The sequence below is a fragment of the Ruegeria sp. CF8 genome, assembly GCF_056537285.1.
Genome location: NZ_JBQFRG010000015.1, coordinates 39,480 through 57,576 on the forward strand (window position 1 = coordinate 39,480; position 18,097 = coordinate 57,576).

Annotated in this window: 15 protein-coding genes; 6 read left to right on the plus strand and 9 right to left on the minus strand. The window is 57.1% G+C overall.

What is annotated here, in order from left to right; genetic code table 11:
* Positions 1-30 precede the first annotated feature (30 nt).
* Both ACR0EV_RS23135 and ACR0EV_RS23140 read right to left on the minus strand, forming a co-directional pair.
* On the minus strand, positions 31-789 hold the full coding sequence (locus tag ACR0EV_RS23135) for a TylF/MycF/NovP-related O-methyltransferase (protein WP_480802256.1): 759 nt from the start codon (positions 787-789) through the stop codon (positions 31-33).
* Positions 790-928: 139 nt separating this feature from the next.
* Complete coding sequence (locus ACR0EV_RS23140; RefSeq protein WP_480802257.1) at positions 929-2,404, minus strand: oligosaccharide flippase family protein; 1,476 nt, start codon at positions 2,402-2,404, stop codon at positions 929-931.
* A 232-nt stretch (positions 2,405-2,636) separates the two neighbouring features.
* Between ACR0EV_RS23140 and ACR0EV_RS23145 the strand changes: the two genes are divergently transcribed.
* A complete protein-coding gene (locus ACR0EV_RS23145; protein WP_171189056.1) occupies positions 2,637-3,698 on the plus strand; it encodes an NAD-dependent epimerase/dehydratase family protein in 1,062 nt (353 codons plus the stop codon).
* A 119-nt stretch (positions 3,699-3,817) separates the two neighbouring features.
* Here ACR0EV_RS23145 and ACR0EV_RS23150 read toward each other — a convergent pair whose 3' ends face one another.
* Positions 3,818-5,041 carry an O-fucosyltransferase family protein gene (locus ACR0EV_RS23150; RefSeq protein WP_480802258.1) on the minus strand — a complete coding sequence of 408 codons (1,224 nt, stop codon included), beginning with the start codon at positions 5,039-5,041 and terminating at the stop codon, positions 3,818-3,820.
* A gap of 401 nt (positions 5,042-5,442) precedes the next feature.
* Between ACR0EV_RS23150 and ACR0EV_RS23155 the strand changes: the two genes are divergently transcribed.
* The gene (locus ACR0EV_RS23155) at positions 5,443-6,495 is read left to right on the plus strand and encodes an acyltransferase family protein (protein ID WP_480802259.1); all 1,053 of its coding nucleotides are present in this window, start codon (positions 5,443-5,445) and stop codon (positions 6,493-6,495) included.
* Between the two features lie 252 nt (positions 6,496-6,747).
* The gene (locus ACR0EV_RS23160; RefSeq protein ID WP_480802260.1) at positions 6,748-8,211 is read left to right on the plus strand and encodes a glycosyltransferase family 39 protein; all 1,464 of its coding nucleotides are present in this window, start codon (positions 6,748-6,750) and stop codon (positions 8,209-8,211) included.
* A gap of 18 nt (positions 8,212-8,229) precedes the next feature.
* Here ACR0EV_RS23160 and ACR0EV_RS23165 read toward each other — a convergent pair whose 3' ends face one another.
* Positions 8,230-10,110, minus strand: a complete 1,881-nt coding sequence (locus ACR0EV_RS23165; RefSeq protein WP_480802261.1) for a hypothetical protein — start codon at positions 10,108-10,110, stop codon at positions 8,230-8,232.
* A gap of 196 nt (positions 10,111-10,306) precedes the next feature.
* Here ACR0EV_RS23165 and ACR0EV_RS23170 point away from each other — a divergent pair, with 196 nt between their 5' ends.
* Positions 10,307-11,302 carry a glycosyltransferase family 2 protein gene (locus ACR0EV_RS23170; protein WP_480802262.1) on the plus strand — a complete coding sequence of 332 codons (996 nt, stop codon included), beginning with the start codon at positions 10,307-10,309 and terminating at the stop codon, positions 11,300-11,302.
* Positions 11,303-11,307: 5 nt separating this feature from the next.
* A complete protein-coding gene (locus ACR0EV_RS23175; RefSeq protein ID WP_480802263.1) occupies positions 11,308-11,709 on the plus strand; it encodes a GtrA family protein in 402 nt (133 codons plus the stop codon).
* Positions 11,710-11,770: 61 nt separating this feature from the next.
* On the opposite strand, the gene ACR0EV_RS23180 is transcribed toward ACR0EV_RS23175, so the two are convergent.
* Positions 11,771-12,790, minus strand: a complete 1,020-nt coding sequence (locus ACR0EV_RS23180) for a ParB/RepB/Spo0J family partition protein (protein WP_480802264.1) — start codon at positions 12,788-12,790, stop codon at positions 11,771-11,773.
* A gap of 77 nt (positions 12,791-12,867) precedes the next feature.
* Positions 12,868-14,295, minus strand: a complete 1,428-nt coding sequence (locus ACR0EV_RS23185; protein ID WP_480802265.1) for an AAA family ATPase — start codon at positions 14,293-14,295, stop codon at positions 12,868-12,870.
* Positions 14,296-14,681: 386 nt separating this feature from the next.
* Between ACR0EV_RS23185 and ACR0EV_RS23190 the strand changes: the two genes are divergently transcribed.
* Positions 14,682-15,689, plus strand: a complete 1,008-nt coding sequence (locus ACR0EV_RS23190) for a replication initiator protein A (RefSeq protein WP_171648916.1) — start codon at positions 14,682-14,684, stop codon at positions 15,687-15,689.
* A 4-nt stretch (positions 15,690-15,693) separates the two neighbouring features.
* Here ACR0EV_RS23190 and ACR0EV_RS23195 read toward each other — a convergent pair whose 3' ends face one another.
* The 3 genes from ACR0EV_RS23195 to ACR0EV_RS23205 form a co-directional block, all read right to left on the minus strand.
* Positions 15,694-15,897, minus strand: a complete 204-nt coding sequence (locus ACR0EV_RS23195; RefSeq protein WP_480802266.1) for a hypothetical protein — start codon at positions 15,895-15,897, stop codon at positions 15,694-15,696.
* Positions 15,898-16,207: 310 nt separating this feature from the next.
* Entirely contained in the window at positions 16,208-16,564 is a 357-nt protein-coding gene (locus ACR0EV_RS23200; protein WP_480802267.1) for an SMR family transporter, read from the minus strand.
* A 71-nt stretch (positions 16,565-16,635) separates the two neighbouring features.
* Positions 16,636-18,072 carry a UbiA family prenyltransferase gene (locus ACR0EV_RS23205; RefSeq protein WP_480802268.1) on the minus strand — a complete coding sequence of 479 codons (1,437 nt, stop codon included), beginning with the start codon at positions 18,070-18,072 and terminating at the stop codon, positions 16,636-16,638.
* Positions 18,073-18,097: the final 25 nt, after the last annotated feature.

Below are 18,097 nucleotides of genomic sequence, written 5' to 3' on the forward strand. Positions count from 1 at the left end.
CCGGTCACAGCCTGGCGGAACTCAAACACCCTATACGTCAACGACGAGGAACAGCTTTCGGATCAATGGCGGCTCTCCCCAGGAAAACAGCTGGGCGCATTTCACGTTGTATTTGTCCATGATTTCCTTGTGCGCGCGGCTTTCGCCCGCCGTCCACAGATCGGTGTCGCCCCAGTCATCATATCCGATCAGTGTACCCGCCTGGATCAGCCGGTGTTCGAACATGAAATTCAGAACATCCATCGTACTGTTGTAAAGGTCCGCATCGATATCTACATACGCCGCTGTCTTGAACGTACCGTTTTCCACCAACTCGGGCTTGAGAGTATCTGAAAACCATCCCTCATGGATCGTGCACTGACCTTCTGGCAGATTCAGTTTTGTCAGCTTCTTTTTCAGTTCAGGCAAAGGGGCGGCAAACGCACCGACATTCCACACCGCGGGAACCTGTATCCCCGGATCTTCCGCCGGCAGCCCTTCGAAAGAGTCAAAAAGATGCATATCGGGAACATCCATTCCCCGGTCCCGCAGCCCCATAACCAGACCTTCGACCGTACTGCCATGTGCAACACCAAAACAGTAAAACTGGCCTTTGTCCTTCAGCGTTTCAAATCGTTTCAGATACCACGGGATAAGCTGCCGCCATGAATGAATACCAATAGTCAGCTCGGCAAGCTCTGCATCCGTGAGGTCAAGGTCGGTCGTGGCCATAAGCCTTTCCAATGGCCACCGCCGTGCCACCCCGCCCCATTTCACCAGAAAAAACTTTTTCTTTAACCAATCAATCATAACGTTCTCACACCTTGTAAAAGTCCACTCATCAAATGCCGCTTGGTATCTTCCTTCTCTTCTTCGGTCTCAGATGCCTGCGTAAAATGCAGCCCCGGGACGTTTTATCTTAAAACCAACTTTAGCATCCCGCCCCCCTTCATGGCGAGGCATGCGTAAACGTGCGCAGCCGGGCAACAGCGCCCGGCATGAAACAAAACAGGATCAGGCCCACAGATCCGACCCCGATCAGAATTGCCGACGCAACATAAAGCGCATCGGAAATATGACCCAGCATCGCCAGCCGCCACGACCCGACAATCAGGGACATCCCTGCGGCAAGGGCCAGCGGTGCCTTGAGGCCACGCAGAAACTGCAGGGCCGAGATACCCTCGGGCGCATGGGTCGCCCTCATGCGCAGCGGTAGGGCCAACAGTGCCCGCACCGCCACGGCAGCAGCGGTTGCAACCGGGCCGTACCGGCTGGCCAAGGCAATCAGGATCAGGCCAAGGACGGCCTCTGCAAGGGCAGCCCATAAAAAGGGTTTCAGCCTGTCGACGGCCAGCAAATAGGCCTCTTGAATGGACGTCAGAGAAATCACTGCATAAGCCAGACACAAGAACGGCAGGATCTGACCGGCCTCGCGCCAGTCGGGGCCCAGAAGAAGCTCGACCAAAGGATAGGAAATCAGGGCCAAACCCGCATAGGCCACAAAGCCGCTGATCGCGGCAAGTTCAGTCAGATCCAGATAAAATCCTGCTGTCGCGTCCCGCTTGCGGCGCAGCTCGGCCACGACCGACTGCGCCACACTTTGAAGGCTTTTGACAAACACGGTCAGAACGATCTCGGCCAGCCGCGCGGCAAAGGCAAACAGGCCCACCGCACGCGGATCGGCAAAATAGCCAAGCATGACAGTTGGTGTCTGAAAGATGACCAGTGTCACAAACCGCAATTGCAGAACCCGAGGCCCCAGCCCCCGCACCAGCGCCAGTTCAGACCGGGAAGGCCATTTCTTGGGCACCCATCCCGCAGCGATGAAGGTCAGAAGGCTGTTGACCGCAATTTCGGTCAGGCGCTGACCCACAAGGCTCCAGGCGCCAAACCCGTTCAGCGCCATCCCGATGCCCACGCTCCCCCCCAGCATCACCCCGACAACCGTCCGGATCGCCAGTGTCTTATACGCCAAACGCCGCCTGAGCAGCGCCAGCGGAACCCCCGCTGCGGCGATCATCAGAACGGTCGGGCTGGCCGCAATCAGCAGCGGGGCGACAATTGGCTCTTTGTAAACAATCGCCGCGATATGCGCGATTACCGCCAAAACAAGAACGATCACCACGGAAAGGCCCATCAGAACAGCAAAGGTGGCCTCCAGCCGTCCGGGTTCAATTTTGTGTCGCTCGACGATGGCCTCGGCGATCGTGTCACGGACCAGAAACTCGCCCAGAAACAGAAAGGCAAACGCCATCGAAACAATGCCAAAGCTTTCCACCCCGATCAGCTTGGCAATGACCAGAAAAATAAGGGCTGCTGCAATTTGCTCCACCCAGCTGGCTGCTGTGCTCCAGGCCACGCTGGTGGTGAACTCTCGTTTCATCGACATTCCGTTGCTGGCAAACAGGTTTCCGGCGGCGGCCATTCGATCGCAAATTCCACACGAACCAGCGGCCTGAAACAAAAGCGTGCACACGCAGCAAAAGCTGTCAATCGGGGTTGTTGACGGGCGGGATTTTTGCCGTCAGTGTTTTCATCGGAACGGTGGAGCGTTCATTGTTTTATCGGCGTTTGCCCAAGCTGCCCCGGTTTTCTGCGGACAGCGGATTGTGTAGGCGGCGAATGTACAGATTGAGTTGGTTTGAAAGGATTGAAAAATGGATTGGTCTTCAAAGAACGTGCTCGTGACAGGCGGGTGTTCTTTTATCGGATCCCATCTTGTGGAAAGCCTGGTCAAGCGCGGCGCATATGTCCGGGTTGTTGACGACCTTTCCAGCGGAATTCGCGAAAATATCGACGACGTCCTGCAAAGCGGCCGGGTGGAATTTGCCGAGGCCGACCTGCTGGACCCGACAACCGCCGCCAAGGCCGTCTCGGACATGAATGTCGTGTTTCACCTGGCCGCCACCCATGGCGGGCGCGGCTATATCAGCACCCACCAGGCTGCCTGTTCGACCAATCTGGCGCTGGACAGCATCATGATCCGCGAGGCGCACAAGGCCGGGGTTGAACAATTTACCTTCGCGTCCTCAGGCTGTGTCTATCCGACCAGCATTCAGGCTGACCCCAGCGAGACCCTGTATCTGACCGAAGATCTGGTGAAACCGCCCTATGAGGCCGATGACCTTTATGGCTGGGCTAAACTGATGGCAGAGCTGTCGCTCAAGGCCTACCACGAAGAGCATGGGTTCAAATGCGCCTCGGTCCGCTATTTCACCGCCTATGGCGAACGCTGCCCGGCCAACCACGCGGTGGTTGCAATGATCGGGCGGGCGTTCCTGCAGCAGAACCCCTTTATCGTCTGGGGTACCGGAGAACAGATCCGCAACTGGACCTATGTATCGGATATCGTCGAAGGCACGATCCGCGCAGCTGAGCGGATCGAGGACGGCACCGCGATCAACCTGGGCACAATGGAACGCACATCCGTTCTGCAGGCCGCACAGATGATCCTTGAGCGCACCAACCGCGATGCCGAGATCAAGCGAGACCTGAGCAAGCCAACCGGCCCATACAACCGGGTGGCCGATAACAGCCTGGCCAAGACCCTGTTGGACTGGGAGCCCGAGGTCAGCTTCTCGGACGGGCTGGACCGTACGATCCGCTGGTATTTCGACAGCCACGACCGCGAGGCTCTGGCGCAGGATTTCGAGGAATCCCTGACAGAACGCGGACTGGAGAAACCAGGACGGCAGATCGCCCGCGCACAGGCCAGCTGAACCGGGCACAGCCCCGGACCCTGGTCTCTGAAAACATCGAGACACCCGAAGCTTAAGCCGCTGATACTTCGGGTGTTTCTCTTTATTTCAGAGCGCCCCTGCCCTACGCATCGCAGGGTCTAGCCTGTACGGTCGGTCTTTTCATAGTCGAAACACATATCGGCCAGCGACCGGAGCACCCAATCAAACCCGGCGGACATGAAACGCCCCGACATCAGGGGTGGTTTTGGGGCCTTTTCCCCTTCGGCCACTTTCGTGTTCAGCGGGCGCGGGCGGGATCCCACCATGACCGTGTCTTCCTGAACCGAGACAACCTTTTCCAACGCCAGACCGTTCTCGGACAGCATTTTCCACAGCGCGCAGAGCAGCCTGATACAAGGCACGGCAACAACAGACAGGGCCTTGCGGCGCGCCCGCATCGGTTGCGTCTGATAGTTCAGGTCGATGAAATCCACATCCCTGTTCAGGGTTGCTGCCATCTCGCCGACGGCCGCATGACATTTTATGATGTACTGACACCGCGACAGCAGCAACAGATCCACAAGAACCTCGATCCCCCGCGCGGCTTTTTCGTCCGCATCATGAAACCGGTTATCATCCGTATCGCTGAGGGATTTTTCGGAATAGGAAATGATCTTGTCCGGATAGGCCTTTTCCAGATCCTTGAGCCACTGCCGCTGATCGGTGGCCACAAATATGCCGCCACAATCCGGATGCTCGGCCAGATAGCGGTCGATATAAGGGAAATACTCTTCAGGGACGACCTTTCTGGACAGGTTGGGCCCGACGCCAAAATCGAACTTGTCCGAGCCCCGCAACTGCAGCCCCAGCGTATGCTCGGGGAATTTCGCGTCGTGGAACCTGTCCACCTGCCGCATGAGCGATGCCTTGAAGCGTACAGTACCATCGTCCAGAAACGCGCGGGCCTTGTCCCGTTCCTGCTGCCACCAATCTGCAGGATATGGCCCGTCCGCCCGGTTTTCGACGCTGCGATAATAGCCGTAGGGGTTCATGAACCAGCTTCTGGGTTCCCACCGATACAGCCGCATCAACTCGGACGCCGTAGACAGGGTATAGACCCGTTCAGCCCGTATCAGAGCCTGAATCTCGTCGCCAGACACCCCAACGGGTTCATAGTAATAGTCCCAGACATTGGGCCCGTGTTCGGCGTCGAAATACGGGTTTGGACCGCCAAACATATAGCTTCTCTGATGCAGATAGATGATCGGCGTCATCCCCATCCGGCGCGCAAACTGCAATTGAACGACAATGCCGTTGAGCTGAGCGATCAGACCATCCGACGTATTGCAAATCAGCAAGTATTTTGTGTCACCACTCTTCATTGATCCGCTTTTACCCTTTTCTCAATCAGACCGTCGAACCCGGACAAGCGATCCGTCGACGGGGTTGAAATCAATCGTACCTGACCGGCTCTTGGCGATAGACGCTGCAACCGGCTCACACAGTCCTTCTTCTTCGGCTAAACCTGTTCCCTGCGGGTGCGGTCAGGATCAAAACGCCCGACGGGATCATCTGTTCAATCTGCATCTGCTCAAAACCCGTTTTAACACAACATGTTCATAGCAACTGAAAAGACAGCTGTCATGAATGAGCTGCGGGTCAGGCCCCTTAATCCCGGATAGCTGCGGGTCTTTGGCCGCCCTTTCTGGCATCGGCGAAGAGCTTGACGAAATTTGCTGCGGTCCCCTAGGCTGTTGGCAGTTTCAGTGTTCAGGTTTTACCAGTGCTTCATTCCATTCAGGCGCTTCGGGCGATTGCCGCCTCTGCCGTTGCTCTTTACCACTGCGTAATTTGGCTACATCAAAGCCTCGGCGTCTCGTTTCCGAATACAACCTATATTGCCGGCCTTGGTGCATCCGGTGTCCATATCTTTTTTGTTGTCAGCGGTTTCATCATGATGTGGACAAACCAGGACAATAACGGCGATTGGACACGTTTTTTACGCAAACGGTTTTCACGGGTCTATCCATCTTACTGGCTGGTGGCGTGTATCGGCATTCCTCTGGCCCTTCTCACAGGCCGTGCGATTCCCGATCAGGCCACGATCTGGATTGGATCCGTACTGCTTTTGCCAAATGGCGCCAGCGCCCTGATCGATGTCGGATGGACATTGGCCTATGAGGTCTATTTCTACGCCATTTTTTCGGTGCTGATCGCGTTGCGCATCCCGCTGTTGCAACGGGTCATCTGGCTGAGCGTTCTGTTTCTGATCAGCGCCGCTATTGGTGTTTTCTGGTCCCCCTCAAGCGAAACGGCCTTTGGTCTGCCAAGACTGATGACCAGCGCTCTGCTGTTGGAGTTTGCGGCAGGAGCCCTGCTTGGCATGATGGCGACACGGCCCCGCCCCCTGCCCGCCTGGCAAGGCGCGGCCATGGTGGTCGTTGCGCTTCTGGGATTTGCAGCCAGCCTTGTGCTGGATTACCACCGCTACCCCGCCGTTGTGCTTTGGGGGGTGCCCAGCTTCTTCCTGGTGGCCGGAGTGGTCGTACTGGAACGCAACAAACAGGGACTGAAGCTGTTTCATGGACTAAGTCCTCTGGGCGATTCATCTTATGCGCTGTACCTGCTGCATGCGATCCTGATCCCGGCCCTTGTGTATATGCTGCCCACCAGCAGTGACCTTAACTATCTGATATTTATGGCACTTGTTATTGTGTTGTTTCTCATCAACCTCGCCGTCGCGCATCTCTATTACCTGAAGGTTGAAACTCTTCTGATTAAAACCTCCAACGCTGTTTTGACCCGCACCCATGCCGCATTCACCCGCAACACATGATGGTCCGGGCGTCATGAATCCGAGAAACAGCTCGCCCCAAAGGAATAAACAGTGATGCTCATTTCATCAAAATGTTTCCTTTTTGCGGACGATTCATGCCTGATTTTCCGGGATCACCATAGCAGGAGAGCCGCAAGTTCCCCGGAAACAGGAATACTCTCTATGCTGACACGCAGGCGAACCGATCCGCTTTGCGGCCAATCGACTTTATGACGACCCTGAACTGATCCAGGTGTGACCGGAGACATCCTCATGACCCAGCCATCCCCCACACTTGGCCGCAATGATCTGGCGATCCTTCTTCTGATCCTGCTTATTGCCGCCGTCCTCAGAACGGCCGGGCTGAATGCGCCATTGTGGTACGACGAAATCTGGACTGTCGACACGCATGTTCGCCTGCCCTGGGGGGACATGATGCGCGAATACTCGATGAACCATCATTATTTCTTCAGCATGAAGGCCAAGCTGATGTCGCAGATCTTTGGCGATCAGGCCTGGGCTTACCGCTTTCCGGCTGTCCTGTTCGGTGTTGGCACCGTCGCGGCCATCTGGTGGCTGGCGCGGGATGTTGCCGGATCAGGCATCGCGCATGTGTCGGCCCTGCTTGTCGCCCTGTCCTATCATCAGGTTTGGTTTTCACAGAACGCCCGCGGCTATACCGAGCTTGCGTTCTGGAGCACGCTTGGTTTGATTTTCTTTCTCCGGGGCATACGCACGCCGACCCTCGGCCTGTGGATCGCGTTCGGATTTACCGCCGCCGCTGCCGTCTTCACCCATCTGACCGGCACCTTTTTCTTTGTCGCTCTGGGGCTGGTCTGGCTGATCTCTCTGGTCACCGGGTTTGGCCGGGGCCCGCTGACCCGTGCCTGGGTGATGCAGCCGCTGATTGCCGTGGTTTTGGCCTCTGTTCTTGTTCTTCTGGCCTATCTGCCGATCCTGAGCAGCATCGCCGGCACAATGGGTGAAATTTCGGCGTCATCCGCAGTTGATCCCATGCAGGAATATCAAAACCCGCTTTGGACCGTGCTCGAAGGGGTGCGTACCGCCGTCGGCAGCACCGGAGCCCTGACGCTGATCATCGCCATCGGCGGATTGGTTGTGATCGCACTGGGTGCCGTTGGCGCGCATTCAACGCAGCCTTTGTTCTTTGTGTGCATCGTGGCGCATGTCGCTGTGACGCTGGCGGTTCTCCTGGCGCTCGACATGCGGGTCTGGCCCAGGTTTTTCTTTGTCGACATTGCCCCTGTGATCGTACTTGCCGTCATTGGCTGCTGGTACGGCGCGGGTGTCGTTGCGCGGGTGATCGGCCAGTCCGGGCTGGAACGGCCCCTGTTTGCCATCGGTGTGGTTGCAATGCTGGCCCTGTCGGTGTTTCTGGTTCAGCGCAACTATGTGGCGCCAAAGCAGGATCTGGCCGGGGCATTTGAACTGGTGGAACAAACGCGCGGCCCGTCCGAACGGATTTATGCGATCAATCCCGGCGGTCCGATATTTAAAAGCCATTTCAACGCGGATTGGACAACCATCGCCGACCCCCAGGGCTATGCCCAGGCAATGGCCCAGCCCGGCCCGGTGATGATTGTGATCCTGTTCCCCAGCCGGATGTTTCGCGCCATACCAGAACTGGCGCAGGACGCCGAAGGGTCGCTGGAATTCGTACATGAGTTTGCCGGAACCCTTGGGGATGGCGAAGTGCTTGTCTACCGCCGCAAGTAAACACCACCGGCGCTTTGATCACGGACCAAATACCCGATCCAGCGGCAGGGCCTCTGCCGCCCTGCCCCGGGCTTCAGCCGCCTGTGCCCCCGGAACGGGCCTACGGCGCAGAATGATATCTGACACATCGACAACATGCTGGCTGAGCGGGCGCATACACACGCCATTCACCAGGCTGGGTTCGACCTGATGAATAAACGCAAGCGCTTCGGGCCTGTTATGCTGAGGAAGCGTGATATGAATATCGCCGGTTTCGAGAGAAATCGCCTCACAGCTTTGTCCCGCAAGGATATACAGGCCCTCGTTCCAGCAGAACGCAGCCGGACCTGTCCCAAGATCGAACGGTGCGCAGGTGTCGAACGCCACAGGCCCGTCTGACGCCTCAAGGCAGACAAACAGGGTTTCATCGCTCAGAAACACCGATCCGGGCGCGGGAAAAGCCGGGCAGGGGCGCGGCGAAAACGGCAGGGATCCTGCCGGAGCCTGCGCCCCGAACCGAACCTGGAAGACAGAGTTCATATCCACCCCCGGATGAAATGTACTGGGGTTGATAAAACTGCCAAAGGCAAGATCGTCATACTGCGCACCACCGACGGTTCTGATGGGTGTGCGACCCACGTCAAATCCCGGTATCTGTCCGGCCGCATCGACGATCGCGTCAGCAAGGGCCACATCCCGGTCATGCGTTGCCCGAAAAACCGGCCATAACAGCTGTGACGCCACAACACTGTTGGCTGCCAGAACGGCTGCGGTGCCCAGGCCACAGGCCGCACAGATGCGTCTGAAAAGGCCGGGGGACAGGCTGCTGACAATCAGGCCCAGATTGACGAACACAATCCCCGCCAACACAAAGCCCGTATACCCGATAGAGCGCCCAACGAGGAACATGTCGGGATAGAGGAACCAAACAACCATAGGCAGGGTGACCAGAGCCCCATAGCTGCCCAGCAGAATTCGAAATAACGGCGTTATTTTCGCGGTTTTGTCTGTGAAAACGTAAACAAGTACGGCCAGAAGGGGAAAAAACAACGCCACCATCGACGCCAAAAGATAGAGCCCCCGGAACGGGTGTGGCGTTCCTAAAAGACTGCCGCCATAGACCAGATACAACATCTTTGGCAGGAACATCGCCTTTTCCACAAGCACGCCGGTCGGAGGCACCCCCGCAGACCTGAAATAGGGCTCAAGCTCGAGCCATCGAATGAGACCGTTTAGCTGATACAGGTACAACATGGCCCCCAGCCCGGCGGCACACAGCACCGCCAACAGCGATTTCACGATCTGACGGTTGGAAAACCGGTCGACCCGGACCATGGCCATGGCAGGAATGATGAACCCGAGGAACACGTAGCTTTGGTAAAACCCCAGGCTCAGCGCCGTCAGTTCTGCTGCAATGAGGATGCGCAGCCCCCACCCCAACAGGGATACGGACCGGTTCTCGGGGGTGACAAGGGTCTGCGCCAGCACGGACAGGAACAGGCCCAGTGTAAACCACAATGCCAGTGTCTGATAATGCAGGATTTCCGTCAGATAGACATGGCAGGCGCCGGCCAGAAAGATCATAACCGTCGCGCCACCCCGCAGTGCTGGATACCCGTCGGGAATAGCCCGCGCGGACAGTATGGCACTGATCCCGTACAGCGGAACAAAGGTCAGGCACGCATGCAGCAGATCGTGAAATTTCCCGTCCAGAACAAGGTTGTGCCCTATATGGGTGGCCCATCTCATGTGAACATCTGCGAAACCGGTTTCCAAACCGACGGCAAACCTCCACTCGTCCGGATTATAACCGGACGAAGCGACATGGTATCCGATCAGGGGAACATAGACCAAAAGGCACAGCAAAAATGGCGCCAGAACCGAACGGGACTTCAATAGAATCAACAACTTTTCAATCATAACAACACCACAATCAACTTTTCTGTGGAGCTACTCAGTAGTGACCCGCAGTCCCATCATCCGCAGGTTTTACGCACTTTTCATCCGAATATATCCGTTATGTATACTCTAAATCGCCGCTCCGGGCTTGAATTTCTTGTCTGATGCGGGTTTGATTTCAGGTATTGTTTTAAAGAGTATGCCGGAGACATTTCCGATGAGTGGCCAAACAAGCAAGGCGATGCCCCTGCTTGCGCAAAAGGCCAAGTGCGCACGGACAGGGCTGTCCATCGTCGTCCCCTGCTACAACGAAGAAGCTGTGCTGGAAGAACTGGTCCGGCGGGCTACGCATGTTGCCGCTGAATCCTTTGGCACGAGCTATGAACTGGTTCTGATTGATGATGGGTCGACGGACCGCACCGTCGAAATGATCGAAGGGTTTGCCGACTGCAACCCCAATATCCGCGGTGTTGTTCTGTCGCGCAATCATGGCCATCAGCGCGCCTTGTCAGCAGGGCTGATCCATTGCCGCGGAGAGATTGTCCTTGTTCTGGACGCCGACCTTCAGGACCCTCCGGAACTGCTGCCTGACATGCTGGATGTCCTCAATGAAGGCGCGGATGTGGTCTACGGCCAGCGCATAAAGCGAGAGGGTGAAAGCCTGGCCAAAAAGACAACGGCTTCGGCGTTCTATCGACTTCTCAGAATGCTTTCGGATGTAGAGATCCCTTTGGACACCGGCGATTTCCGCCTGATGCGCCGCAAGGTTGTGGATTACCTGAACACGATGCCCGAAGAAGACCGGTTCATCCGCGGGATGGTCAGTTGGCTGGGGTTCCGGCAGGTCAAATTCTCTTATGAGCGCGCCGAAAGATTTGCCGGGGAAACCAAATACCCGTTTCGAAAGATGCTGCGCCTGGCCATCGACGGCGTCACCGGGTTCTCAACCGTTCCATTGCGGATCGCAACCTGGCTTGCCCTTTCCATGACCGTTGTCAGCCTGGGGCTGTTTGTATGGGTCATCCTGCAGCGGATTGCCGGTGAGACCGTCTCGGGCTGGGCGTCGACCGTGGTTGTTGTCCTTTTGGTCAGCTCTGTTCAACTGTTCACCATCGGCATCCTGGGGGAATATGTTGGCCGACTTTACATGCAAAGCAAAAAGCGCCCGCTATTTGTTGTGGACAGGCTTATCTCTCATGATCGCGATGGGTGAGTGATATGCCTCTGTTTCGCAGCCTTCTGGCTTTCTGCACGGTTGGTGCGCTGGCCTCGGTCACCCATGCTGTGCTGGGGATTATCTTTGTGAAAACATCGCTGTTTGCGCCGTTCACTGCAAATGCACTGGGCTATTGTGCCGGTTTCTTTGTCTCATATTTCGGTCACTACCGTTTCAGCTTTGCATCCAGCGCAGCACATGGAAAAACCATGCCCCGCTTTCTGGTCGTCTCAGGGGCAGGGCTCTGCCTGAATCAGGCCATTGTCTTTGTCGCGGTCGATCTGGGCGGGCTGTCCTATTATGTGACCCTGCTGATCATTTTCTCGGTGGTGCCAATCGCCACATATATCCTGGCCAGAAGCTGGGCTTTCAACGACGATGACAAAGCAGGCGCCATCAAATAGGCAAATACTTGGCCTCCGGGGAACGGATTGTCATTCGACGACATGTTTCGCGCGCGAAACACTATCCAGAGCGGTTTTTGAGCCATGCCCGCAGATCGGTCAGGAAAGCCTCGGAAACGCCCTCACCGGTCAGGGTCAGCTGTGCGCCGTTTCGACTCTGTTTCAGGTAAATACCACCAATTTTTTCGGGCGCGGTATCCGCTTTTTGAGGTTGGGCCTCGGACTTCTGAGCCCCAAGCTTTTGAACCCTGCGCGCCAACTCTCCGAGTTCGTCCTCGGGAGTCGTAGCCTCTGCCGCAGCCATGCCTTTTGCCAGGCTGGACGCCGCACCGGGGTCAGCCTTCAAAGCCATCGCAACCGTCAGCCCCAACCGTTCAGGGATCGCTGAAGGGAAGCGCAGGTGATCATCCAGCGCGTGATAGATCGTAATGAAGGATCCGATCTTGGATCGTTTGGCCCGGCTGGCTGATGCAAACAGCCCGCGCAGGGCGGCAGCCTCATCCGGGTAAACCCCCCGCTCAGCTGCCCGCGCCACAATCCGGGCGCGCTCGTAATAGCTGAGCCCGACACGGATTTCGTTTTCTTCGACCATGGCCACATACGCGTCCGACGCGCTCTGCGGTTGCCGGAGGAATGCCCTCACGGTGTTAAACTGTGCATCACCCGTCTCCTGCGCCAGCGTCCGCAACGCCGCCAGACGCCGCCAGCCAGAGATCAGGCCATACCGCCCCTCAGTCAATTCCACGACCTCGATCGGGGTTTGCTGCCCGCGCGCCTTCAGACTTTCCTTCAGCGCCTCCATATCCGCGTCATCAGCCGTCATACGGTCGCGCACCAGATAGGTTTCCTCGATGGCGTCAAGCGGCAGGTCCTGCACCAAACGACCTTCGGCCCGCGCAGCACGCAATTCTCCGGACAGCTCTTCCAAAGCGGCCTGGGCTGCCGTGGCCCCGGCCACCTGTGCAACCGGTGGTGCGGCGCGGGGTGTCTCAGCAGGGAACATGGGGTTCAACCCGGGGGCAGGGCGGTTGTCTTCCAGATAATCCGGCCGGGCTGGGGTCAGTCGTTTGCGTTTAGCCATCACTTTTTCCTTTTCCTGCTCGGGTCAGACTCTGTTTCGGAGCACAGAAGACGTGTTTCGCGCGCGAAACATCGCGCTCAGAGCGACAATTCCGGTGTTCCTGCCTCTTCAGCCTGCTGGGCCCGTTCTTCGCCCCGCCAGACGCCAATCAAGAGCTTCTTGAACGAAGCATAAGTGGCATCAAAGGTCTCCCGCCCCCGCACATAGGTTTCGCGGTTGAAATCGCGGTAATCCGCCTCGTAGATGCCGTTGACCTGTTCCCCAGCCTGGCCGATCAGCGCCGTGTAGCCCTGCCAATGTGGCGACAGGGTGCGGCCCAGATAGGCTTGCATCAGCCCGGCCAGCTCGGCCTGCTGGCTGCCGTCATAGCGGGTAATGACCGTGCGCACCGCATCCCATTGAAAGGCCATCTCGGGCCGCCCCAATGCGCGGGCGGCCATGTTCTCTCCATCTTCGATGGACTGGAATGTCGAATGCAGCATGTCGAAGAACCGGCCGGTGGAGTCGAATTCCAGAAACGAGGCCCCCATGGGCACCAGAAGGATATCCGAAGCCGCAAGCCCGTTGATCGTCAGGTAACCCAGGGCAGGGGGGGTATCGATGAAGATGATGTCATAGTCGTCCAGCACCCCATCATCGTCCAGCGTATCGGTCAGTGCATCCCACAGCTTCCAGCTGCGGCCTTGCATCCGCCAGACCGGGATCTGGAATTCAGCCCAATAGAGGTTCAGCTGAGCGCCGATCAGATCGATATTCGGCCAGTGGGTGGTCTGGATCAGATCGCTGCTGCGGGTCTTCAGCGCCTCGGACAGGGTATCGTCGATCGGATGCGGCGCTTCACCCCGGTCAAGCCGCCCCTGATTGTCGCGGCGCAGATGGGTGGCGTAATGACGGGCGAGCAGGGGAAATACCGTCTGCCATTCATCGCTGACCTTGCCGCCAAAGATCGACGTCATCGAGCCCTGGCTGTCCAGATCGATGACCAGCACCTTGTAGCCGTCCAATGCCGCGGACATGGCCAGATGCGCGCAGGTCGAGGTTTTGCCAACGCCGCCTTTGAAATTGGCCACCGAAACAATCTTGGCAGGCAACCCTTTAGGCCTGTAGGGGCGGTATTCTTTCGCCTTAGATCCTTCCGACGCAAAATGCGTCCGCAGCCGAAGAACCTCGTCCAGTGTAAACCACTTGGCTCCGCCTTCGGTTTCGGACTGCCCTTGCGGCAAATCCGGGTTACCTTTGAGCACACGCCTAAAATGGGCAGGCGCCACAGGGATCAGATATTTGGTAATCTCCCATGTTGAAAACAGGCGCAGCTTTTTCTGCCCGTCGTCTTCCAGACCGCGGTTCGCCAGATCTGCCCGTCCTCGGGCACAGGCATCTGCAATCTGAGAGAACTCATAGGTTCCGGTTGGCTCGCCCAGTTCAGCTTGGGCCAGATCAGGATCAATATTGAAATAGGGGGGAAGCCCTTCGGACGGTGCTGCTCGCATAGGAAATCTGCTCATGTGCTATGTTTTGGACAATATACCACAAAATAGGGCATGTGGAAGCATTGTGAGCACAAAACCGAATTTTCTAAGTAAAAATAAGGGGTAAAACCCCTTTGAGAGGCAGATTCTGAGGGCGAGATCAAAAAAAATCCAGTTAGATTCCTGTTATATTTATAGTTACGGGTAGAACACTTTTCTTTTAAGTATTTGAAAAAAAATAGGCTTTTGTGATTTTTTATGTCTACAGTGAATCTGATCCCACGATAAGGTGACTCTGATCCCACGTTGTAGTGACTCTGAACCCACGTTCCGGCGGCTTTACGCTTCCCGTGGATAACTCTACGGTAAGCGTCAATAAAACCACGAACAAAGATTCGGGCAGGACATATGGGCAGGGCAGTATGAGCGGGTCGGGGGCATTGTTGCCTGACCGGCACCCAACGGGCGATTTTTTTGTATGCGACATCTTCGATGCGCTGCCCAAGACAGATATGGGATCGATGGAGCATCCAATGTTTTCGCTCTCGACCCGGCCGGATCGGCGCATCCTCAATTACGAACATAACGGGGTCGAGATTACGGTGACGCCTTCGGTGCGCGGTTTGGCGACGATCCACGACAAGGACATCCTGATCTTTTGTATCAGCCAGCTGATGGCGGCGATCAATGCGGGCCGGACAGTCAGCCGGGTGCTGCATCTCAAGGCGCATGATCTGCTGGTCGCAACCAATCGCGAAACCAGCGGCGACGGCTACAAGCGTCTGCGCGAAGCGTTCGAGCGGCTGGCGGGTACAAGGATCACCACCAACATCGTCACAGGTGAGAAAGAGACCACCACCGGATTCGGCCTGATCGAAAGCTGGGAGATCGTGCGTCACACAAGGGCGGGCCGGATGGTCAGCGTCAGCGTGAAACTGTCAGACTGGCTGTTTCGGGCGGTGCTGGCGAAATCGGTGCTGACCCTCAGCCGCGATTACTTCCGCCTGCGCAAGCCGCTGGAGCGGCGGATCTATGAGCTGGCGCGCAAACATTGTGGCCGCCAGCCCGAATGGCGGATCTCGGTTGAGGTGCTGTTGAAGAAATCAGGGTCAGCCTCGCCCCGGCGGGTGTTCCGCAAGATGATCCGCGACATGATCGCAGCTGATCACTTGCCCGATTACGAGATGAGCGAAGAGCCGGGTGACCTGATCCGCTTTACCCGACGGGGTCAGGTGGTCGAGGGACCGGACAAGCCGATCCTGCCCTCAGGGGCGCTGGAAGAAGCCCGGGCGATGGCACCGGGCCGCGATGTCTATGCGCTAGAGGCGGACTGGCTGGCTTATTGGGCTGCATCGGGTCGCCCACAGATCAGAAACCCGCAACGGGCGTTTCTGGGCTATGTGGCCAAGCGGGTAAGTGGAAAAGAGTGACGGTTCAGCCTGAATAGGCGTGATCCGGTTTTTCTGTGCGCATTCTCAATGATTTGGTGGCATAGACCGCTGTGGCGGCAATCAGGATGAAGAGCCAGCCGGACAGTGCATAAACCCCAAAAGCCATCAGCAGAGAATACCCCGACAGCCAGGTCGCGATGCTGGCAACAAGGCCGATACATATCGCTATACCAATAATTCCCAGCATGTTGGTCTAGGTGCTCCGTTCTGGTTCCGTTTTCTTTCACCCCAATAAGGGCGGGTCATCGCAGTGCCACAGGGGGATTCCCCCTTGTCAATTCCGACGTGGAATCATGGCAAAACTATGAACCACCTGAGGTTAAAATTTGGTTATTGGATACCCGCTGGAGCTGAACTCCACTACTCGTTCGATACTGCGTATTGCCTGTGGTTAAAGGACTGCCTTTTCCAATTCTTCTCCGGAATCCTCAGAAAGGGCAATATTTGAGCGGTTTTGCCGTGCAAATGTGCAAATCTCCGCCTGCCGGGTGCTGGTCTCAGGTTGGTTTGACCTGAGACAGTACGACCACTCCGGCAACAACCAGGCCGATCCCGGCAATTTTCTGAAAGCTCAGGGTTTCAGAAAACAGGACATATCCGGCCAGCAAAATCCCGGCCATTGCCAGGCCCGTGACGGCAGGGTAGGCCACACTCAGTTCAATGCCGCGAATGGCGACAATGAAACTGCCAAGCAGCAGCAGGCCGCTGACCAGGCCAGCCCAGGCCCAGGGTGAGAGTATCAAGGCGCGGATGTCGAAGGGCCCGGCAAGCTGCTGCACGGCCAGCTTGAACGACAGGTTGGTGCAGATATTGGCGCAAACGGCGATCAACAGGGCAGACCAGTAGAGTGACATATGTGTTCTCCTTCATGTGCGGGTCTGCTGGCACAGCTAAACAGTGTCTTCCGGCAGGTCCGGTGCGGGCTTCAAAAGGTCAGGTATTTGGCGGCTAAGGTGATCAGCACAAACCCTGCGCCGATCAAAAGGCTTATTCTGTCACGCAAGGCGAACAGGACCGGATCGTCGGCAATCCGACCGCGCCGGGCACCGACCCAGATGCGGTTGCCCCAATACAGCAGCAACAGACACAGCAGCCACAGGATTTCCGGAGTGCTGTAAAAGCCTTTCACTTCGGGGCTGTTGATATAGAGCGCAAGAATGACAACGGCGGCTGTGATATTGGCGACGCCAAGGCTGAACATGGTCTCGCTGTCGGCATGGGAATAGTCGCGGCCATGCACATTGGCTTCATCATGCGGGGCCGCCGCGACCTCGATATACCGTTTGAGATAGCCGAGGCTGACGAAGATGAACATCGAGAATGCCAACAGCCACGAAGACAGCACAATGCCCGTGGCGGCGGCTCCGGCGATGACACGCAGCGTGTAAAGCGAGGCCAGCACCATGACATCTGCGGTTGCGATCTGCTTGAGCCAGAAGGAATAGGCCATGGTGATGGCCAGATAGGCGATCAGCACAATCGTGAAGGCGGGCGGCAGAAAGAGCAGGGACAAGGCAAAGGCGATGCCGGGCAGGGCGATGGCCCCGATGACGCCGGTCTGAAGCGGCAGATCGCCCGCGGGCAGGGGGCGATGCCGCTTGCTGGTGTGGTGGCGGTCGGCCTGCAGGTCCATCAGGTCATTCAGGAAATACACGCCCGACGCACAGAGGCTGAAGCAGATAAAGGCCAGAAGCGCCGCCAGAAACCCCGCTGCGGGCAGATGCATTTGCGAGGTGAAGATCGGCACAAAAATCAGGGCGTTCTTGGCGTATTGATGAGGGCGCATCGACTTGATGAAGGCGCGCCATACCGGCGGGCGTGAAGCGATGATCTTTTCAGCGGTACCCGCAGCCTGTGCCGCGGCCACGTCTGAGGCCGGGGCATTGACGAAAATACCCGACCCGGCCGCCGCCCAGATCGGGCTGTCGGCTGTGCTGTCTCCGGCATAGGTAAAGGCGTCGGATCCGGCTGTGTCACGAATGGCGGCAAGCTTGTTGGACCCTTTCAGGTTCCGGCCCTCCTCTGTGGCCAGAACAGACGAGAACAGGCCCAGATGCGCGGCCACCTTTTCGGCATAGATACGGTGCGAGGCTGTTGCGAGGATCAGATGCCTGCCTTCTTCTTTCTGCACGCGCAGATAATCCAGCAGGTCGGTTTCGAACGGCAGCTCCGCAGCTTCTAATCCGATTTCCCGGCCGATCCGTGCCTTGGCATAGGGGATGCCGCGGAACACCCACAGAAGAACCGGAAAAAGATTGAGCGGGTTTTTCTTCAGGAACAGCAGAATAGCCTCGACAAACAGGTCTGTTCTGACCAGCGTCCCGTCCAGATCAACAAAGATTTTTTCCGGTTTTTTACTCATTACTGGGGGTCTTCTTTCGAATTGC

Bases quoted from the DNA above. Each gene is read 5' to 3' on its own strand.
- ACR0EV_RS23190 (WP_171648916.1), top strand. From the start codon at position 14,682: ATGAGCGGGTCGGGGGCATTGTTGCCTGACCGGCACCCAACGGGCGAT.
- ACR0EV_RS23185 (WP_480802265.1), bottom strand. From the start codon at position 14,295: ATGAGCAGATTTCCTATGCGAGCAGCACCGTCCGAAGGGCTTCCCCCC.
- ACR0EV_RS23200 (WP_480802267.1), bottom strand. From the start codon at position 16,564: ATGTCACTCTACTGGTCTGCCCTGTTGATCGCCGTTTGCGCCAATATC.
- ACR0EV_RS23195 (WP_480802266.1), bottom strand. From the start codon at position 15,897: ATGCTGGGAATTATTGGTATAGCGATATGTATCGGCCTTGTTGCCAGC.
- ACR0EV_RS23180 (WP_480802264.1), bottom strand. From the start codon at position 12,790: ATGGCTAAACGCAAACGACTGACCCCAGCCCGGCCGGATTATCTGGAA.
- ACR0EV_RS23205 (WP_480802268.1), bottom strand. From the start codon at position 18,072: ATGAGTAAAAAACCGGAAAAAATCTTTGTTGATCTGGACGGGACGCTG.
- ACR0EV_RS23165 (WP_480802261.1), bottom strand. From the start codon at position 10,110: ATGATTGAAAAGTTGTTGATTCTATTGAAGTCCCGTTCGGTTCTGGCG.
- ACR0EV_RS23140 (WP_480802257.1), bottom strand. From the start codon at position 2,404: ATGGCCGCCGCCGGAAACCTGTTTGCCAGCAACGGAATGTCGATGAAA.
- ACR0EV_RS23135 (WP_480802256.1), bottom strand. From the start codon at position 789: ATGATTGATTGGTTAAAGAAAAAGTTTTTTCTGGTGAAATGGGGCGGG.
- ACR0EV_RS23175 (WP_480802263.1), top strand. From the start codon at position 11,308: ATGCCTCTGTTTCGCAGCCTTCTGGCTTTCTGCACGGTTGGTGCGCTG.
- ACR0EV_RS23160 (WP_480802260.1), top strand. From the start codon at position 6,748: ATGACCCAGCCATCCCCCACACTTGGCCGCAATGATCTGGCGATCCTT.
- ACR0EV_RS23170 (WP_480802262.1), top strand. From the start codon at position 10,307: ATGAGTGGCCAAACAAGCAAGGCGATGCCCCTGCTTGCGCAAAAGGCC.
- ACR0EV_RS23145 (WP_171189056.1), top strand. From the start codon at position 2,637: ATGGATTGGTCTTCAAAGAACGTGCTCGTGACAGGCGGGTGTTCTTTT.
- ACR0EV_RS23150 (WP_480802258.1), bottom strand. From the start codon at position 5,041: ATGAAGAGTGGTGACACAAAATACTTGCTGATTTGCAATACGTCGGAT.